This window comes from Streptomyces sp. NPDC127197 (genome assembly GCF_042672405.1).
GTDB lineage: Bacteria > Actinomycetota > Actinomycetes > Streptomycetales > Streptomycetaceae > Streptomyces > Streptomyces flavusporus.
On record NZ_JBHXVG010000048.1, the window covers coordinates 1 to 16553 of the forward strand.

18 protein-coding genes, 1 tRNA gene and 1 pseudogene are annotated in these 16553 nt (G+C 70.3%); 14 read left to right on the forward strand and 6 right to left on the reverse strand.

Annotated elements, in window-relative coordinates; all coding sequences use genetic code 11:
• Nucleotides 1-95: pseudogene (locus ACFVJQ_RS39435) on the reverse strand (FMN-dependent NADH-azoreductase); the annotation flags it as partial.
• Nucleotides 96-238: 143 nt separating this feature from the next.
• On the opposite strand from ACFVJQ_RS39435, the gene ACFVJQ_RS39440 reads away from it, so the two are divergent.
• The 5 genes from ACFVJQ_RS39440 (at nucleotide 239) to ACFVJQ_RS39460 (ending at nucleotide 4054) form a co-directional block, all read left to right on the forward strand.
• On the forward strand, nucleotides 239-592 hold the full coding sequence (locus tag ACFVJQ_RS39440) for a helix-turn-helix domain-containing protein (protein ID WP_129802758.1): 354 nt from the start codon (nucleotides 239-241) through the stop codon (nucleotides 590-592).
• A 126-nt stretch (nucleotides 593-718) separates the two neighbouring features.
• Nucleotides 719-889: a 50S ribosomal protein L32 gene (gene rpmF / locus ACFVJQ_RS39445; RefSeq protein ID WP_067027990.1), complete on the forward strand. Its 171-nt coding sequence runs from the start codon at nucleotides 719-721 to the stop codon at nucleotides 887-889.
• Between the two features lie 6 nt (nucleotides 890-895).
• Nucleotides 896-2068, forward strand: coding sequence for a GTP-binding protein (locus ACFVJQ_RS39450; RefSeq protein WP_385518506.1), 1173 nt, complete (start codon nucleotides 896-898; stop codon nucleotides 2066-2068).
• Between the two features lie 73 nt (nucleotides 2069-2141).
• Nucleotides 2142-2969, forward strand: coding sequence for a class I SAM-dependent methyltransferase (locus ACFVJQ_RS39455; RefSeq protein WP_385790614.1), 828 nt, complete (start codon nucleotides 2142-2144; stop codon nucleotides 2967-2969).
• A 125-nt stretch (nucleotides 2970-3094) separates the two neighbouring features.
• Nucleotides 3095-4054, forward strand: a complete 960-nt coding sequence (locus ACFVJQ_RS39460; protein ID WP_385790616.1) for an ATP-binding protein — start codon at nucleotides 3095-3097, stop codon at nucleotides 4052-4054.
• Between the two features lie 153 nt (nucleotides 4055-4207).
• Here the strand turns inward: ACFVJQ_RS39460 and ACFVJQ_RS39465 are convergent, their stop codons facing one another.
• Nucleotides 4208-4852 carry a sigma-70 family RNA polymerase sigma factor gene (locus tag ACFVJQ_RS39465; RefSeq protein ID WP_224733823.1) on the reverse strand — a complete coding sequence of 215 codons (645 nt, stop codon included), beginning with the start codon at nucleotides 4850-4852 and terminating at the stop codon, nucleotides 4208-4210.
• Nucleotides 4853-5031: 179 nt separating this feature from the next.
• Complete coding sequence (locus ACFVJQ_RS39470) at nucleotides 5032-5712, reverse strand: hypothetical protein (RefSeq protein ID WP_385518350.1); 681 nt, start codon at nucleotides 5710-5712, stop codon at nucleotides 5032-5034.
• 330 nt (nucleotides 5713-6042) lie between these two features.
• Between ACFVJQ_RS39470 and rox the strand changes: the two genes are divergently transcribed.
• The 4 genes from rox (at nucleotide 6043) to katG (ending at nucleotide 10832) form a co-directional block, all read left to right on the forward strand.
• Nucleotides 6043-7470: a rifampin monooxygenase gene (rox, locus tag ACFVJQ_RS39475; protein ID WP_385518353.1), complete on the forward strand. Its 1428-nt coding sequence runs from the start codon at nucleotides 6043-6045 to the stop codon at nucleotides 7468-7470.
• A 149-nt stretch (nucleotides 7471-7619) separates the two neighbouring features.
• Nucleotides 7620-8039 (forward strand): molybdopterin-binding protein, encoded by a 420-nt coding sequence (locus tag ACFVJQ_RS39480; protein ID WP_385518356.1) that lies wholly within the window; start codon nucleotides 7620-7622, stop codon nucleotides 8037-8039.
• 105 nt (nucleotides 8040-8144) lie between these two features.
• The gene (locus ACFVJQ_RS39485; RefSeq protein ID WP_385518359.1) at nucleotides 8145-8582 is read left to right on the forward strand and encodes a Fur family transcriptional regulator; all 438 of its coding nucleotides are present in this window, start codon (nucleotides 8145-8147) and stop codon (nucleotides 8580-8582) included.
• A 33-nt stretch (nucleotides 8583-8615) separates the two neighbouring features.
• Nucleotides 8616-10832, forward strand: a complete 2217-nt coding sequence (gene katG / locus ACFVJQ_RS39490; protein ID WP_385790620.1) for a catalase/peroxidase HPI — start codon at nucleotides 8616-8618, stop codon at nucleotides 10830-10832.
• A gap of 74 nt (nucleotides 10833-10906) precedes the next feature.
• Here katG and ACFVJQ_RS39495 read toward each other — a convergent pair whose 3' ends face one another.
• On the reverse strand, nucleotides 10907-11704 hold the full coding sequence (locus ACFVJQ_RS39495; RefSeq protein WP_385516710.1) for a VOC family protein: 798 nt from the start codon (nucleotides 11702-11704) through the stop codon (nucleotides 10907-10909).
• Nucleotides 11705-11839: 135 nt separating this feature from the next.
• On the opposite strand from ACFVJQ_RS39495, the gene ACFVJQ_RS39500 reads away from it, so the two are divergent.
• From ACFVJQ_RS39500 to ACFVJQ_RS39510, 3 genes are all read left to right on the forward strand, one after another.
• The gene (locus tag ACFVJQ_RS39500) at nucleotides 11840-12271 is read left to right on the forward strand and encodes an SRPBCC family protein (protein ID WP_385516708.1); all 432 of its coding nucleotides are present in this window, start codon (nucleotides 11840-11842) and stop codon (nucleotides 12269-12271) included.
• Between the two features lie 15 nt (nucleotides 12272-12286).
• A complete protein-coding gene (locus ACFVJQ_RS39505) occupies nucleotides 12287-13033 on the forward strand; it encodes a PP2C family protein-serine/threonine phosphatase (protein WP_385790622.1) in 747 nt (248 codons plus the stop codon).
• 94 nt (nucleotides 13034-13127) lie between these two features.
• A complete protein-coding gene (locus tag ACFVJQ_RS39510; RefSeq protein ID WP_385516716.1) occupies nucleotides 13128-14129 on the forward strand; it encodes a glycoside hydrolase family 43 protein in 1002 nt (333 codons plus the stop codon).
• A gap of 94 nt (nucleotides 14130-14223) precedes the next feature.
• Here the strand turns inward: ACFVJQ_RS39510 and ACFVJQ_RS39515 are convergent.
• Nucleotides 14224-14297, reverse strand: a tRNA-Pro gene (locus ACFVJQ_RS39515).
• Between the two features lie 162 nt (nucleotides 14298-14459).
• Here ACFVJQ_RS39515 and ACFVJQ_RS39520 point away from each other — a divergent pair.
• Both ACFVJQ_RS39520 and ACFVJQ_RS39525 read left to right on the forward strand, forming a co-directional pair.
• The gene (locus ACFVJQ_RS39520; protein ID WP_385790624.1) at nucleotides 14460-15167 is read left to right on the forward strand and encodes a transketolase; all 708 of its coding nucleotides are present in this window, start codon (nucleotides 14460-14462) and stop codon (nucleotides 15165-15167) included.
• A 70-nt stretch (nucleotides 15168-15237) separates the two neighbouring features.
• Nucleotides 15238-16143 (forward strand): transketolase family protein, encoded by a 906-nt coding sequence (locus tag ACFVJQ_RS39525; RefSeq protein WP_385790626.1) that lies wholly within the window; start codon nucleotides 15238-15240, stop codon nucleotides 16141-16143.
• A gap of 49 nt (nucleotides 16144-16192) precedes the next feature.
• Here ACFVJQ_RS39525 and ACFVJQ_RS39530 read toward each other — a convergent pair whose 3' ends face one another.
• Complete coding sequence (locus ACFVJQ_RS39530) at nucleotides 16193-16552, reverse strand: MmcQ/YjbR family DNA-binding protein (protein WP_385516701.1); 360 nt, start codon at nucleotides 16550-16552, stop codon at nucleotides 16193-16195.
• Between the last annotated feature and the right edge of the window lies 1 nt (nucleotide 16553).

Consider the following 16553-nt stretch of genomic DNA (forward strand, 5'->3'; position numbering starts at 1 on the left):
TCCTCCCAGGCCTTGCGGAAGGTCTCCGTGACGGCCCGGGACGCGGAGGCGGACGCGGGGAACACGGACGAGTCGATGTGCAGCAACGTGGCCATCAAGGGTCTCCAAAGAGCGGTGAATCGGCCGGCGCCCGCGGGATGGCGAGGCGCCCGCCGTGCTAAATCTTCGTGTGCAACTATGAATAACACAGGTACTTACTTTTTTTCATCCCCGTATGGCGGCACAGTACCCTGAAGGCATGACAGTCGAGCAGAGCCATGACACTGAGGCATGCAAGCGGGTGGACAGCGGCATCACCCGCGTCTTCCAGTTGCTCGGAAAGCGCTGGACCGGCCCGATCGTGGCCGTGCTCGTCGAACAGCCGGCCCACTTCGCCGACCTGCGCCGGGCGATCCCCGGGATCAGCGAGCGCATGCTCTCCGACCGGCTCACCGAGCTCGGCGCCGCGGGACTCGTCGTGCGCGAGGTGGAGGAGGGCCCGCCACTGCGGGTCTCCTACCGGCTGACCGAATCCGGGGCCGCCCTGGAACCCGCCCTCAAGGAACTCGGGGACTGGGCGGAGAAGCACCTGCCGGACAGCGGGCCCTGTTAGCCGACTCGCTCGACCGGCCGACCCCGCCGACAGGAGCCCGACCCACTTAGTAATGGGATCCATTTTCATGTAGCGTCTGTGTCACTCCCCCCGGGGGAGTCACGAACGCATCCAGGAAGGATCCCGATGGCCGTCCCCAAGCGGAAGATGTCCCGCAGCAACACCCGCCACCGCCGCGCCCAGTGGAAGGCGAGCACGCCGCAGCTCGTGCCGGTCACGATCGAGGGCGTCAGCCACCTCGTGCCGCAGAACCTGGTCAAGGCGTACGAGCGCGGGCTGCTGCGCCCCGAGGGCTGAGCGAGGATGCCGTACGGCCGACTGCCCGTCACCGTTCTGTCCGGTTTCCTCGGGGCGGGCAAGACCACACTGCTCAACCACGTCCTCGCCAGTCGTGAGGGGCTGCGCGTCGCCGTGATCGTCAACGACATGAGCGAGATCAACATCGACGCCACGCTGGTGCGCGGCGGCGAGGCCGCGCTGTCGCGCACCGAGGAGCGGCTGGTCGAGATGACCAACGGGTGCATCTGCTGCACCCTGCGCGACGACCTCCTGGAGGAGGTCGACCGGCTGGCCCGCGAGGGCCGCTTCGACCACCTTCTGATCGAGTCGTCCGGCATCTCCGAGCCGATGCCGGTGGCCGCCACCTTCGCGTTCGCCCGCGACGACGGCGCCACCCTCGGCGATCTGGCCCGCCTGGACACCATGGTCACCGTCGTCGACGCGGCCAACTTCCTGGCAGAGCTGGCGAGCGGCGACGAACTCGTCGAGCGGGGCCTCGACCAGTACGAGGACGACGAGCGCACCGTCAGCGACCTGCTGATGGACCAGGTCGAGTTCGCCGACGTCATCGTGCTGAACAAGCTCGACCTGGTGGACGCCGCCACCGCCGACCGGCTGCGGGCGACCCTCGCACGCCTCAACCCGGCCGCCCGCGTCGTCCCCGCCACCCACGGCCGGGTCGACCTCCGACAGGTCCTGGACACCGGCCTGTTCGACCTGGAGCGCGCCCAGCAGGCGCCGGGCTGGGTCCGGGAGCTCAACGGGGACCATGTTCCGGAGACGGAGGAGTACGGCATCTCCTCGACCGTGTTCCGCTCCGAACTGCCTTTCCATCCCGGGCGGTTGTGGACCTTCGTGACCCAGGAGCTGGACGGCGGCGACCACGGGCGGATTCTTCGCTCCAAGGGCTTCTTCACCCTGGCGAGCCGCCCGCAGGTGACGGGCCTGTGGTCGCAGGCCGGTTCCGTCGCTCGCTTCGAGCCGTCCGCCGCGCGCGACGAGGAGGCCCCGTACGCTCAGGAACTGGTCTTCATCGGTACGGAGCTGAAGGCCGACGCCCTGCACACCGCACTGGCCGAGTGCCTGATGCACGACGGCGAGGAACCGCCGTCCGACGACCCGTTCCCCGCCTGGGACACCTACGGCATCGACGACACCTGCGACCACGAACACTCCCCCGCCATGGCGGGGACCTGAGACCCCGGGTCGGGCGGTGGACGCAGCCACGGCACCGCCCGACCCGGTACGGACACCGAAACGGGAGACTGCCATGACAGAGCACGGTGTACGTCTGGGCACGGTTCAGGAGACCCTGCTCATCCCGCTGTACGGACGCGCGGTGGAAAGCCGCAAGAAGGACGCCGCACTGCGCGACGCCCGGGCCGAGGAGATCGTGGCCTCGATCGACTACGACTTCGCCCGCTTCGACAACGGGCCGAGCCTCATCGGCACGGTCCTGCGCACCAGCCTGTTCGACCGGTGGGTGGCCGACTTCCTGGCCGAACACCCGGGCGGCACGGTCATCGAGATCGGCACGGGCCTCAACACCCGGTACGAGCGCGTCGCCACCGGCCGCGCCCGCTGGTTCGACCTCGACCTGCCCGACGTGATCGACCTGCGCCGGACGTTCTTCACCGACACTGCCCGCCGCACGATGATCGCCGCGTCGGTGACGGACGAGGCATGGGCCGACTCCATCGCCGCGCAGTCGGACGGCCTCTGCTTCCTCGCCGCCGAAGCGGTGCTGCCCTTCCTGTCCGAGGCGGACGTGCGCCGGGTCGTCGACCTGTTCGCCGACCGTTTCCCCGGTGCGCTGCTCGCCCTGGACACGGCCGGCCCCGGGATCATCGCCACCCAGGACCAGCACGACGCGCTGAGCAAGGTCGACGCCAAGATGCAGTGGTCGTGCGCGGATCCGGCCGAACTCACCGACTGGCGACCGGGGACCCGGCTGCTCGCCTCCCACACACTCACCAGCCTCCCCACCACGATGTACGAGGAACTGCCGGCGGCGTATCAGGAGATGCTCAGCGGCCTCAAGACCCAGCGGTTGCCGCAGGTGGAGGAGTACCGGATCAACCTGCTCCGGCTCCCCTGACCAGCGACCACGTGGCGCCCAACTCGCCTCTTTCACAGGCCAGTTGGGCGCCGCCGATTTGACACCCCACCCTGACCTCTCCACCCTATGGAGACGACATCCATTTCCAATAGGAGCGGTTAGCGATGCGTGTGGCGTTCGTCGGCAAGGGCGGCAGTGGCAAGACCACTCTGTCCGCCCTCTTCTCCCGCCGGCTGGCACGTTCGGGGGCGCCCGTGGTCGCCGTCGACGGCGACATCAACCAGCACTTGGCGTACGCCCTCGGCCTCGACGAGGAGGAGATGTTCGCCGCCCCGCCGCTCAGCGCCCACACCGGCGAGATCAAGGACTACCTGCGCGGCACCAACCCGCGGATCGTCTCCCGCGACGCCATGGTCAAGACGACCCCGGCGGGACGCGGCTCACGGCTGCTGCAGCTGCTGGGCGACGACGAGATCCACTCCCGGCATGTGCAGCGGGTGGGCGAGGTCCCGGTGATGGTGACCGGCGCCTTCGACGAGAGCGATCTCGGCGTCGCCTGCTACCACTCCAAGCTCGGCGCGGTCGAGCTCTATCTCAACCACCTGGTGGACGGCCCCGGCGAGTATGTCGTCGTCGACATGACGGCCGGCGCCGACGCCTTCGCCTCCGGTCTGTTCACCCGCTTCGACATGACGTTCCTGGTGGTGGAGCCGACCCGCAAGAGCGTCTCCGTCTACCGCCAGTACCGCGACCACGCCGCCGAGTTCGGCATTCCGATCGGCGTGGTCGGCAACAAGGTCACCGGCGAGGACGACCTCGACTTCCTCCGGCTGCACGTCGGCGACGACCTGGTCGCCCACTGCGAGCAGTCCGCCTGGGTCCGAGCCCAGGAGCAGGGCCGCGGGCACGGCGAGCTGGAGCCGCACAACGCCCGTGCGCTGGACCGGCTGCGCGCCGCGGTGGACGCCCGCCCCAAGGACTGGGCGACCTTCCAGCGGCACGCCGTCGAGTTCCACCTGCGCAACGCCACCGCCTGGGCCAACGACGCCACCGGCCACGACCTCACCGCCCAGGTCGACCCCGACTTCCGGCACGGCCCCGCGGCGCTCGCGGCCTTTGCCTGACCGATCGCGCCGCACGCACACAAGGGTGCCGACGGCCGCCTCCCACCGGGGCCGGGGGGCCCCGGGGGGGGGGGACGCGGGGGCCCCCCCCCCCCCCCACCCGGGCCCGGCGGCCCCCCCCCCCGGGGCCCGTCGGCACCCTTGGTTCGTCGCTCAGGCGGCCAGCGCGGCGGGCTCGTCCGCCGCGGCGAGCAGGTCGATGAGCGCGGTGCGGGCCCGGTTGACCCGGGACCGGACCGTCCCGACCGGGCAGTCGGTCAGCTCGGCGACCTCCGCGTACGGCAGCCCGAGCAGCTGGGTGAGGACGAACGCCTCCCGGCGCTCCTCCGGCAGCGCTTCGAGCAGGTCGAGCAGGGCGATGCCGTCGTCGAAGCCCGGCAGATCGCGCGGCTGGGCCAGCTCCACGGCCAGCCGCCAGTCCGGTACGTCGCTCAGGCGCGGCCGGGCGGAGGCGTACCGGTAGCTGTCGATCACCGCACGGCGGGCGATGGACAGCAGCCAGGCACGCGCGGAGGAGCGGCCCTCGAAGCGGTGCAGGCTGCCGAGCGCCCGCAGGAACGTGTCCTGCGCCAGGTCGTCGACGGCCTGGGGGTCGGCACACAGATGGGCGACGTAGCGCAGGACGTCGCGGTGCAGGGCACGGACGAAGTGGTCGACGGCGTCCGGGTCGCCGCCGCGGGCGGCGAGCGCCCAGGCGGTAATCGACTCGTCGGCGGTCTCGGTCCCGTGGTCCTCGGTTCGCGCGCGGAACGTCTCGCGTCGCTTCTCGTACGAGGCGGGCAGGGCAGGAGTGATCACCTGGTGTCCTTCTCGGTCATCCGGGAGCCCGACCGGCGGCGCGCACAGGCACGCTGCGGGCAGGATCCGGCGAGTGGGGATTCAGGCCGTACGGGACCCTGCGGGGCGTCCGGATGCCCGCGCGGGCGTACGACCGTGGCCCGAGGCGCCTCGGGGCTGCCTCGGGAGACCGGCTGTCGTCAGACGACAGCAGTCCCCAGGGGCGGACCCCGAGAGGTGATCGCGTGGACGAGGAGGAGTCGGCGCGGTGACCGTGCCGAACTGCGCCGCCACGGCCGCGGGCGCGGGACGTGCGGCGGGGCCGGCACGGCGAGCGGCAGCCGCAGCGGCGCCGCCAGCCATCCGGCCACGGCGCGCAGAATGCGGAAGGCGGCGCGCTCGCCATGGGCGAGCCACAGGCCGGACAGCAGTGCGGCCAGCAGGTGGGCGGCGATCATCCCTAACGAGGACGAGCCGCCCATGACGTGGCCCGTGGTGTGACCCAGGTCCATGGCGTCCATCGAGTGCATGGGCATCGAGCCCATATGCATTGAGGACATGTGCGCGGCGGACATGTCGTGGCCCGCGGCACCCGCGTCCGAAGGTGCGGTGGGCTGTCCCGCAGTCGCCGACTGCGCGAGGGAGAACGCCGAGTGCAGCGCCGTCTGGGCGGTGACCACGACGGCCACGATCAGCGGCAGCCCGCGTTCCCGGCCTGCCAGACACCACCCCCCGGCGGCGGTCACGGCGGCGCCGCCGGCCAGCGCCCACCAGGGCACATGGCTGCCGGACATCAGTACGTGACCGAGGGCGGCGAGCAGCACACAGACGGCCGCGAACACCGCGGCCCGAACCGTGCGAGAACACCACCCAGCAGTCATGACGGCCTCATCCTTGCATCCGGCGTCCCGGTGTCACCGCTGGGTACGGAAATCGGCGGGGTCCACGACTCAATCCGAGCCATGTGATACGAGCCACACTCACATGCCGGACGTGCCACAACAAACGGGAAAGGCAAGGAGGTTACCCACTCCTTGCCACTCTCAACGTATAGCGCACGGGGGGTCTTGCGGCAAGACCCGGGTCGTGCCGCAGAATCTCCGGCCGAGGCCAGAAACTGCGGAAATCAGGGATTCGCGAAGTGTGTATTCCCTTGCCCGTCCGGACTGCGCGGAGCAGCTGGCCGACAGCCTTGTCGAATGGGGGGTTTCATGTTTGACGTGATCGTTGCCGGCGGCGGACCGACCGGCTTGATGCTGGCCGGCGAGTTGCGGCTGCACGGCGTGCACGTGGTCGTGCTGGAGAAGGAGACGGAGCCGACCGAAGTGGTCCGCGCGCTCGGTCTGCACGTGCGCAGCATCGAAGTAATGGACCAGCGCGGTCTGCTGGAGCGGTTCCTCGCGCACGGCAAGCAGTACGAGGTCGGTGGTTTCTTCGCCGGCATCAGCAAGCCCTCGCCGGTCCGGCTGGACAGCGCACATGCGTACGTCCTCGGCATCCCGCAGCCCACCACCGATCGCCTGCTGGCCGAGCGCGCCGCCGAGCTCGGCGCCGAGATCCAGCGCGGCTGCGAACTGGTCGGGCTGAGCCAGGACGAGGACGGGGTGACCGTCGAGCTGGCCGACGGCAGGCAGCTGCGCTCGCGCTACCTCGTCGGCTGCGACGGCGGCCGCAGCACGGTGCGCAAGCTGCTCGGCGTCGGCTTCCCCGGCGAGCCCGCCAGGGTCGAGACGCTGCTGGGCGAGATGGAGGTGACCATGCCGCCGGAGGAGCTGGCCGCCGTGGTGGCCGAAGTCCGCAAGACCCAGCTGCGGTTCGGCCTCGGGCCCCTCGGGGACGGGGTGTACCGCGTCATCGTGCCTGCCGAGGGGGTGGCCGAGGACCGCTCGGTCCTGCCGACCTTCGAGGAGTTCAAGCAGCAGCTGCGGGTGTACGCCGACACCGACTTCGGCGTGCACTCACCGCGCTGGCTGTCCCGCTTCGGCGACGCCACCCGGCAGGCCGAGCGCTACCGGGTCGGCCGCGTGCTGCTGGCCGGCGACGCGGCACACATCCACCCGCCGGTCGGCGGACAGGGACTCAACCTCGGCATCCAGGACGCGTTCAACCTCGGCTGGAAACTGGCCGCCGAGGTGGGCGGCTGGGCACCGGAGGGACTGCTGGACAGCTACGAGACCGAACGGCACCCGGTGGCCGCCGACGTGCTGGACAACACCCGGGCGCAGATGGAGCTGATGTCCACCGAGCCGGGTCCCCAGGCGGTGCGCCGGCTGGTGTCGGAACTGATGGACTTCGAGGACGTGCACCGGTACCTGATCGAGAAGATCACCGCGATGGGGATCCGCTACGACTTCGGCGAGGGCCATGAACTGCTCGGCCGACGGATGCGGGACGTGGAGCTGAAGCGAGGGCACCTCTACGAGCTGATGCACGGCGGCCGCGGACTGCTGCTCGACCAGACCGGCCGGCTCTCGGTGGCGGGCTGGGCAGACCGGGTCGACCACGTCGTCGACGTCAGCGAGGAACTGGACGTGCCCGCGGTACTGCTGCGGCCGGACGGCCACGTGGCGTGGGTCGGTGAAGACCAGCAGGATCTGCTCGGCCGGCTGCCCGAGTGGTTCGGCGCTGCCGCCGGCTGAGCGCGCAGGTCCGGCTCGAAAGGGCGGGAGGGGGCACGCCCTCTTCCCCGACTGGGTCGTCGTACCCGTTCGGACAGGGCCGACACGGCTACCGTAGGGCTGCACTATGCCCTGATCCGAGAAGTACATCCCTTTCGAGGTGTTCCGTCGTGAGCCTGAGCATCCGCAATCAACTGCCCGGCATCGTCACCGCCGTCACCACCGGCGAGGCCATGGCGACCGTGACCGTCCGCCTCGACGGAGGTCAGGACGTCACCGCGGCGATCACCAGGGAGGCGGTGCGCGACCTCGGTCTTGCCGAGGGGTCCGCCGTGCGCGCCCTCGTCAAGTCCACGGAGGTCTCCCTCGCCACCGGCAGTGTGGACGGCCTGTCCATCCGCAACAGGTTGCGCGGCACCGTGCGGGAGATCACGACGGGCGGCGCCATGGCCTCCGTACGGATCGCGACGGAAGGCGGGGAGCTGACCTCCGCGATCACCAGGGAAGCGGTCGCCGACCTCGGCCTGGAACCGGGGTCCTCCGTCGTCGCGTTGATCAAGGCGACGGAGGTCTCACTCGCGGTCGACTGATCCGAACGGCGGCCCGGGCGGCGGAGGAGCGCGCACGACACGCCACAAAATTAGAACCATTCGTTTTCTTGAACCGTTCGTGTTCTTGAGGGTAGGTTCGGCGGCATGACCGCATCCCGGCCCCCGACCACCGCCGAGGAGTTGCGCGGTGCCGGCCTGCGGGTGACGGCCGCCCGTGTAGCGCTGCTCGAGACCGTCCGGGCCGGTGACCACCTCGGCGTCGAGGCGATCGCCTCCGGCGTGCGCGACCGCGTCGGCCATGTCTCCCTCCAAGCCGTGTACGAGGCCCTCCACGCGCTCACTGCGGCGGGACTCGTACGCCGCATCGAACCGGCCGGCAGTCCGGCCCGGTTCGAGGGGCGCGTCGGGGACAACCACCACCACGTCATCTGCCGGTCGTGCGGTGCCGTCGCCGACGTCGACTGCGCGCGCGGCGAGGCCCCCTGTCTGACCGCGTCCGACGACCACGGCTTCTCGATCGACGAGGCCGAGGTCATCTACTGGGGCGTGTGCCCCGGCTGTTCCACCCCCCGCAGTACTTGAGCACCGTCATCCCCCAAGTCCGGAAGGATTCCCATGGCTGAGAACCCCGATGCAATCGTCACCGACTCCAAGGCGGAGACCGCAGGCGGCTGCCCGGTCGCGCACGGGCGCGCCGCGCACCCGACCCAGGGCGGCGGCAACCGCCAGTGGTGGCCGGAGCGCCTCAACCTGAAGATCCTCGCCAAGAACCCCGCCGTGGCCAACCCGCTCGGCGAGGAGTTCGACTACGCCGAGGCGTTCAAGTCCCTCGACCTCCCGGCCGTGAAGCGGGACATCGCCGAGGTGCTGACGACGTCGCAGGACTGGTGGCCCGCCGACTTCGGCCACTACGGCCCGCTGATGATCCGTATGGCCTGGCACAGCGCGGGCACCTACCGGACCAGCGACGGCCGCGGTGGCGCCGGCGCCGGACAGCAGCGCTTCGCCCCGCTCAACAGCTGGCCGGACAACGGCAACCTCGACAAGGCGCGCCGTCTGCTGTGGCCGGTCAAGAAGAAGTACGGCCAGAGCATCTCCTGGGCCGACCTGATGATCCTCACCGGCAACGTCGCCCTGGAGCAGATGGGCTTCAAGACCTTCGGCTTCGGCGGTGGCCGCGAGGACGTCTGGGAGCCGGAGGAGGACGTCTACTGGGGTCCCGAGACCACCTGGCTCGACGACCAGCGCTACACCGGCGACCGGGAGCTGGAGAACCCGCTCGGCGCGGTCCAGATGGGCCTGATCTACGTCAACCCGGAGGGCCCGAACGGCAACCCGGACCCGATCGCCGCGGCCCGCGACATCCGTGAGACGTTCGGCCGGATGGCGATGAACGACGAGGAGACCGTCGCCCTGATTGCCGGTGGCCACACCTTCGGCAAGACCCACGGTGCCGGCCCGGCCGACCACGTGGGCGCCGACCCCGAGGCCGCCTCCATGGAGGAGCAGGGCCTGGGCTGGAAGAACACCTACGGCACCGGCAAGGGCGCGGACGCCATCACGTCCGGCCTGGAGGTCACCTGGACCACCACGCCGACCCAGTGGAGCAACGGGTTCTTCAAGAATCTCTTCGAGTACGAGTACGAGCTCACCCAGAGCCCTGCCGGCGCCCACCAGTGGGTGGCCAAGGACGCCCCGGAGATCGTCCCCGACGCGCACGACCCGTCGAAGAAGCACCGCCCGATGATGCTCACCACCGACCTGTCGCTGCGCTTCGACCCGATCTACGAGCCGATCTCCCGCCGGTTCTACGAGAACCCGGAGGAATTCGCGGACGCCTTCGCCCGCGCCTGGTACAAGCTGACCCACCGCGACATGGGGCCGAAGTCGCTGTACCTCGGCCCGGAGGTTCCGGAGGAGACCCTGCTGTGGCAGGACCCGCTGCCCGAGGCGGAAGGCGAGGTCATCGACGCCGAGGACATCGCGGTGCTCAAGGCCAAGATCCTCGACTCGGACCTGTCGGTCTCCGAGCTGGTGTCCACCGCCTGGGCGTCGGCCTCCACCTTCCGCGGCAGCGACAAGCGCGGCGGCGCCAACGGCGCGCGCATCCGCCTCGAGCCGCAGCGCGGCTGGGAGGTCAACGAGCCCGACCAGCTGACGACGGTGCTGCGCACCCTGGAGGGCATCCAGCGGGAGTTCAACTCCGGCGCCAAGAAGGTGTCCCTGGCCGATCTGATCGTGCTCGCCGGTGGCGCCGCGATCGAGAAGGCTGCCAAGGACGGCGGCTTCGACATCGAGGTCCCCTTCACGCCGGGCCGCGTGGACGCCTCGCAGGAGCAGACGGACGTGGAGTCGTTCGCCGCGCTCGAGCCGACCGCCGACGGGTTCCGCAACTACCTCGGCAAGGGCAACCGGCTGCCCGCCGAGTACCTGCTCCTGGACCGGGCGAACCTGCTGACCCTGAGCGCCCCCGAGATGACGGTCCTCGTCGGCGGCCTGCGCGTCCTGGGCGCGAACCACCAGCAGTCGCCGCTCGGCGTCTTCACCGACACGCCCGGCGCTCTGACCAACGACTTCTTCGTCAACCTGCTCGACCTGGGCACGACGTGGAAGGCGACGTCCGAGGACCAGACCACGTTCGAGGGCCGCGACGCGGCCACGGGCGAGGTCAAGTGGGCCGGCACCCGCGCCGACCTGGTCTTCGGCTCGAACTCCGAGCTGCGCGCCCTGGCGGAGGTCTACGCGAGCGATGACGCGAAGGAGAAGTTCGTGAACGACTTCGTCGCGGCGTGGAGCAAGGTCATGGACCTGGACCGGTTCGACCTCGTCTGATCGTCCCGATCACTCCGATCACGACGTCCGGCCCGGCCCGTGCGGGCCGGCCCGGACGTCCGGTCTCCCGGGGTTCAACTCGTGCTCGGAGTGAGCACCACGAAGTCCGCGCTCGACGGGTCGAGGCAGACGGCCAGCCGGCCGACACCCTCCGCGTCCTCCGGCCCCATCTGCACGCTGCCGCCGTTCCCGGTGACCGCGGCGACCGCGGCATCACAGTCATCGACGGCGAAGACCGGGTGCCAGTACGGCCTCCCGTTCGCCAGCGCAAGGTTCTCCTTCGGGAGCTCCATGACACCGCCGTGCATACGCTCCTCGGGGAGCCCGGCGGGAGTGATGAGGGAGTAGGTGCCCCCGCCGCCCGGCAGCTCCATGTCACTGAACTGCCAGCCGAAGACACCACCGTAGAACTCCTTCGCGGCCGCGGCGTCGGTCGTGTACAGCTCGGTCCACGACAGCGAGCCCGGCTGGTCCACCAGCTCGACGCCCTTGTTCGTCCCCGGCTGCCAGACGGCGAACTGGCCCCCCAGCGGATCGCTGTACTGCGCCATCCGGCCCCACTCGTCGAGGTCCATCGGCGCCACCCGCACCGTGCCGCCCGCACGCTCCACGGCCTGGGTCGTGGCGTCCGCGTCGGTGACGCAGTAGTAGATCATCCAGGCCGAGCGGGCACCCTCCTCGGTCAGCTTGCCGAGCCCGGCGACGATCTTGCCGTCCTTCCGGAACATCCCGCCTTCCATGTCCTCCCCCTCCCCCATGGACTCGTACTCCCAGCCGAGCACCGCGCCGTAGAAGGCCGCGGCGGCCCGCACGTCGGGGGCACCGAGGTCGAGCCAACAGGGGGAGCCGGGGACGAAGTCAGTGGTGATCACGGCGATTCCCTTTCGCAGATCCTGTGTGACCTCAGCGTGACACCCGGCACTGACAATCACCCGGCGACCGGCCGGTGCCGGGCGCACACTGGAAGCGGAAGGCCATCCGTCATGATCCGCACATGGAGGTGGGCCGTGAGCACCCTCGAAGAACATGTCGACGTCGGAGTCCCGGTCGACAAGGCCTGGGAGAGCCTGCACCGGGTGGAGAACTATCCGCGCTTCGTGGAGGGAGTGCGCGCCGCCCGCACGGAGGCGGGAGGCCGAGCGCATCTGGACGTCGAGGCCGGCGGACGGGCCCGGGAGTTCGACGCCGAGGTCTCCGACCACGGCGACGAACGCGTGATGGAGTGGCACACCTCGGGCGCTCCTAAGCTGGCGGGCTCCTTCTCGCTGCAGCCCATCGACCGGAACCACACCCGGGTCCAGGCACGGCTCGAGTACGACCCCGGCACGATCAGGGAGACCTTCGGCGGGCCGAAGGGATTCGCCCAGGCGAACGCGATCGAGCGGCTCGTCCGCAGCGATCTGGAGCACTTCAAGGAGTACGTGGAACAAGAGCGGTGAGCGGGGTGACGCCGCATGCCGTACGTCGCCGTGAGCGCGCTGAGCCATCCCGGGCTGCTGCGTGACCGGAACGAGGACAGCCTCGTCATCGGCCCGTGGACCCTGTGCGCCACCGTGACCGAGAGTCCGCAGACCCTGGTCTTCCCGCTCGGGACGCCCCTCGTCGTCGCCGTCGCCGACGGCCTCGGCGGGCATCCCGGCGGCGAGGTGGCCAGCGCGCTGGTGGCCCGCCGGATCGCGTCGATCGGTCCCGCCCTGAGCAGCGAGGACGCTGTCCGCAGCGCCCTGAACGCCTGCAACCGCGCCGTGTTCGAGGCGGCCGGCGACGAGGAAAGCGAGCTGGCGACCATGGGGACGACGGTGGCCGGAGTCGTCGTACAACGCGACTCGCTGCTGGTATTCAACATCGGTGACAGCCGGGTCTACGCGGCCTCGGGAGGCACGCTGCGCCAGGTGAGCGTCGACGACAACCCACCGCTCGAACCCGGGCAGCGCACCACGTCCGTGGTCACCCAGTGCCTGGGCGGCAGCTCCGCCCACCGCGCCGTCGTCCCCCACGTGACGACCGAGTCCCTGTCACCCGGCGATCGCTACCTCATCTGCACGGACGGTCTGACCGACCCGCTGACGACGGACGTCCTCGACGAGGTGCTGCGGGAGCACGACGACGGACGTGCGGCCTTCGAGCTGTGGAAGGCCGCCATCGAGGCGGGCGGCCCCGACAACATCACGCTGGCGGTGGTGCGCGTCGGCGACGAGTAGGGCTGCGGACGGCCGATCACAAGCGCGTTCCGCTTGCCCCGCTGCCTCGCCAGGAAGGCCAACGTATTCTTCGCCCGTGGCTGACACCGAGCTGATGCGGCTTCCCGACATGCCGCTGCACGATCCGTTCATCGCCGCCGACGAGAAGACCCGCACCTACCACCTCTACACATCCAACGACCCGTCGGTATCGGGCGTGGACGGCACCGGCACGATGGTCTACCGCAGCCACGACCTGCGCGACTGGATGCGCCCTGTGGTGGTGTTCCTGACCGCCGGACAGAAGGGAATCTGGGCGACCGACGGCGGTTGGGCACCGGAGGTGCACGAATGGGGCGGCAGGTACTACCTGTTCACCACCCTGCACAGCCAGAGCAAGCCGCTTCCGGTACCACCACCCGGCCAATGGGGCACCCCCTTCCAGCTCGCGAACCACATGCGCGGCACGATCATCGCCGTTGCCGACTCGCTGCTGGGGCCCTTCACCGTCATCGACCCGTCACGCCCCACCCCGCCCGAACACCTCATGACCCTCGACGGCACGCTCCACGTCGACCCGTCCGGGCAGCCCTGGATGGTGTACGCACACGAGTGGCTGCAGACCATCGACGGAACGATGGAGGCGATCCGACTCGCCCCGGACCTGTCGGGAACCGTCGGAGACCCGGTCTTCCTGTTCAAGGCGTCGGACGCGTTCTGGCTCGGCGAGCAGATCCCCAGCGGCGTACCGCATCAGCTCCCGCCCTATGTCACCGACGGCCCGCAGCTGTACCGCACCCCTGACGGCTCTCTGATCATGCTGTGGTCCACGTACGAAAAGAACATGACGGGCCAGGACGGCACCATCGGCGGCGGCTATGTGCAGACCTACGCCGTCTCGAAGTCCGGCAACCTTGCCGGGCCTTGGCAGCAGCACCGGCCGTTGGTCCGCAACGACAGCGGTCACGGCATGCTGTTCCACACCTTCGACGGCCGACTGATGATGATCCTCCACCGCCCCTTCGACAACGCGCGCGGGAAGCTGTACGAGATGCAGCTCCTCGGCCACGAGCTACGGATCCTCCGCCGACGTGCCGACCTCGATGGTGGCGGATGACGACGAGTCCAGTAGTGCCATACGCCGCCACCACGTGTCACACGAACGCAACCAGCGGGCCTGCCGTTTCCGGCAAACCCGCTGGTGAACACCGTCGGGACGACAGGATTTGAACCTGCGACCCCTTGACCCCCAGTCAAGTGCGCTACCAAGCTGCGCCACGTCCCGATGCCGTCTGACCTGGGCTTTCCCCCGGCCGAACGTGCATGGAAACAATACCGCACTCGGGTCGGTGGTCGCGCACCCGATTATGCGTGGCCGACGAACGGGGCAGCTCGCCGACGAGTGACGCTTGACCTGAAGCTTGGTTGAGGTTGCACGATCGTCCACATGACGATCATCGACGAAGGCACGCATACGTACGGCTACACCGACCTGCCCCGCCTGATGGCCCTCATGACCGGCGACGAGAAGCACGGACCTGCGGCGACGTCCACGCTGGACGTGCTGTGGGTGCTCTACGACCGGGTGCTGCGGGTCGAGCCGGGGCGGCTGGAGGACCCCGGGCGGGACCGGTTCCTGCTGTCCAAGGGGCACGGGCCGATGGCGTACTACGCGGTCCTGGCCGCCAAGGGTTTCGTCCCGGTGGATTGGTTGCCGGGCTTCGGCTCCTACGACTCCCCGCTCGGACACCACCCCGACCGGATGCTGGTGCCGGGCGCCGAGATCGGCAGCGGCTCGCTGGGGCATGGGCTGCCGATCGCCGTCGGCACGGCGCTGGGGCTGCGTGCCCAGGGCAGGGTCGAACCGCAGGTGTGGGTGCTGATCGGGGACGCCGAGCTGGACGAGGGCAGCAACCACGAGGCGATCGCCTTCGCCGGGCCCGCCGGACTGGACCGGCTGCACACCGTCGTCGTGGACAACGCCTCCGCCAGCCACGCCCGGCCCGGCGGCATCGCCGCTCGCTTCGAGGCGGCGGGCTGGTCCACGGTGACCGTCGACGGCCGCGATCACGCGGCACTGTACGCCGCCTTCACCGCGCCGCACCCGGGCCGCCCGCACGTGGTCGTGGCCCGGGTGGAGCCGAAGTCCGCGTGACGCGGCGATCGGCCGGGCCTGCAGAACCAGTTCACTCCCAATTACGGCCTCAGCGAAGGAGCCGACTGTCATGGACACCATGCGTGACCGTTTCGCCCCTGTCATCTCCCGGTTGCTCGACGAGGATCCCCGAGTCGCGGTCGTCCTGGCCGAGATCGGCGTGGACGGTTTCACCGCCGCCCGGAGCCGGCACCCCGACCGGGTGATCAACGTCGGCATCCGCGAGCAGCTGCTCATCGGGACGGGCGCGGGGCTGGCGCTGACCGGGCTGCGGCCGGTCGTGCACACCTTCGCCAGCTTTCTGGTCGAGCGGCCGTTTGAGCAGGTCAAGCTGGACCTCGGTCACCAAGGGGTGGGGGCTGTGCTGGTGAGTGCCGCGGCGTCCTTCGACTGGCCGGCGGGCGGGTACACCCACATGGCTCCCGGCGACGTGGCGCTGCTCGACACCGTCGACGACTGGACCGTGCACGTGCCCGGCCACCCGGACGAGGCCGAGACGCTCCTGCGCCACGCGGTCGCCGCCGGCGACGACAAGGTCTACGTCCGGCTGTCGGTGCAGTCGAACGCGCACGGCCTCCCGGTCGACGGCGCGCGTCTCCGCACGGTCCGCGAGGGGCGTGCGGGGGTGGTCGTCGCCGTCGGGCCGACGCTCGACGCCGTGCTCGACGCCACGGAGGGCCTCGATGTCACCGTGCTCTACGCGACGACCGTCCGGCCTCTCGACACGGCCGCCCTGCGCCGGGCCACGGAGTCGGCGGGGACGGACGTCGTCCTCGTCGAGCCCTACCTGGCGGGCACCTCGACGGCCACCGTGAACGACGCCCTCTCCGACGTGCCGCACCGTGTCCTGGGCCTGGGAGTGGGCCGCCGGGAGCTGCGCCGCTACGGCACCGTCGAGGAGCACGTCGCCGCGCACGGCCTCGACGCCCGGTCACTGCGGGAGCGGATCGCGGGGTTCGTGGCGGGAGCCAAGTGAGTCACCCGTTCTCCGCCATACAAGCCCGTCGCTCCTTCTCCGCGCATTTTCAGCCGGCGGCGGGCAACCCCAACTCGGGGTAGGCGTCGAGCAGTCGGGGCGGTGCCGCCTGGCGCCAGGAGTCGGCGAGGATGTCCCGCAGCTCGCCCTCGCCCTCCAGCGCCGCCAGCCGCGCCCGCACCCAGGCGAACTGCGCCTCATGGTCGGCGATCCAGAACTTCTCCGGCTCGGCCAGGACCAGTTCGTCGCGCTCCTCCTTGGGGCAGCGCACGGCGATGGAGGTCTCGTCCTCCGGCAGCGTGGCGAACATCTTCCCCGCGACCCGGAACGTGGGCATGCTCCAGGCGATCTTCTCCGTCGTGTCCGGCAGGGACAGGGCGATACGGCGTACGTCTTCGGCATCCGGCATG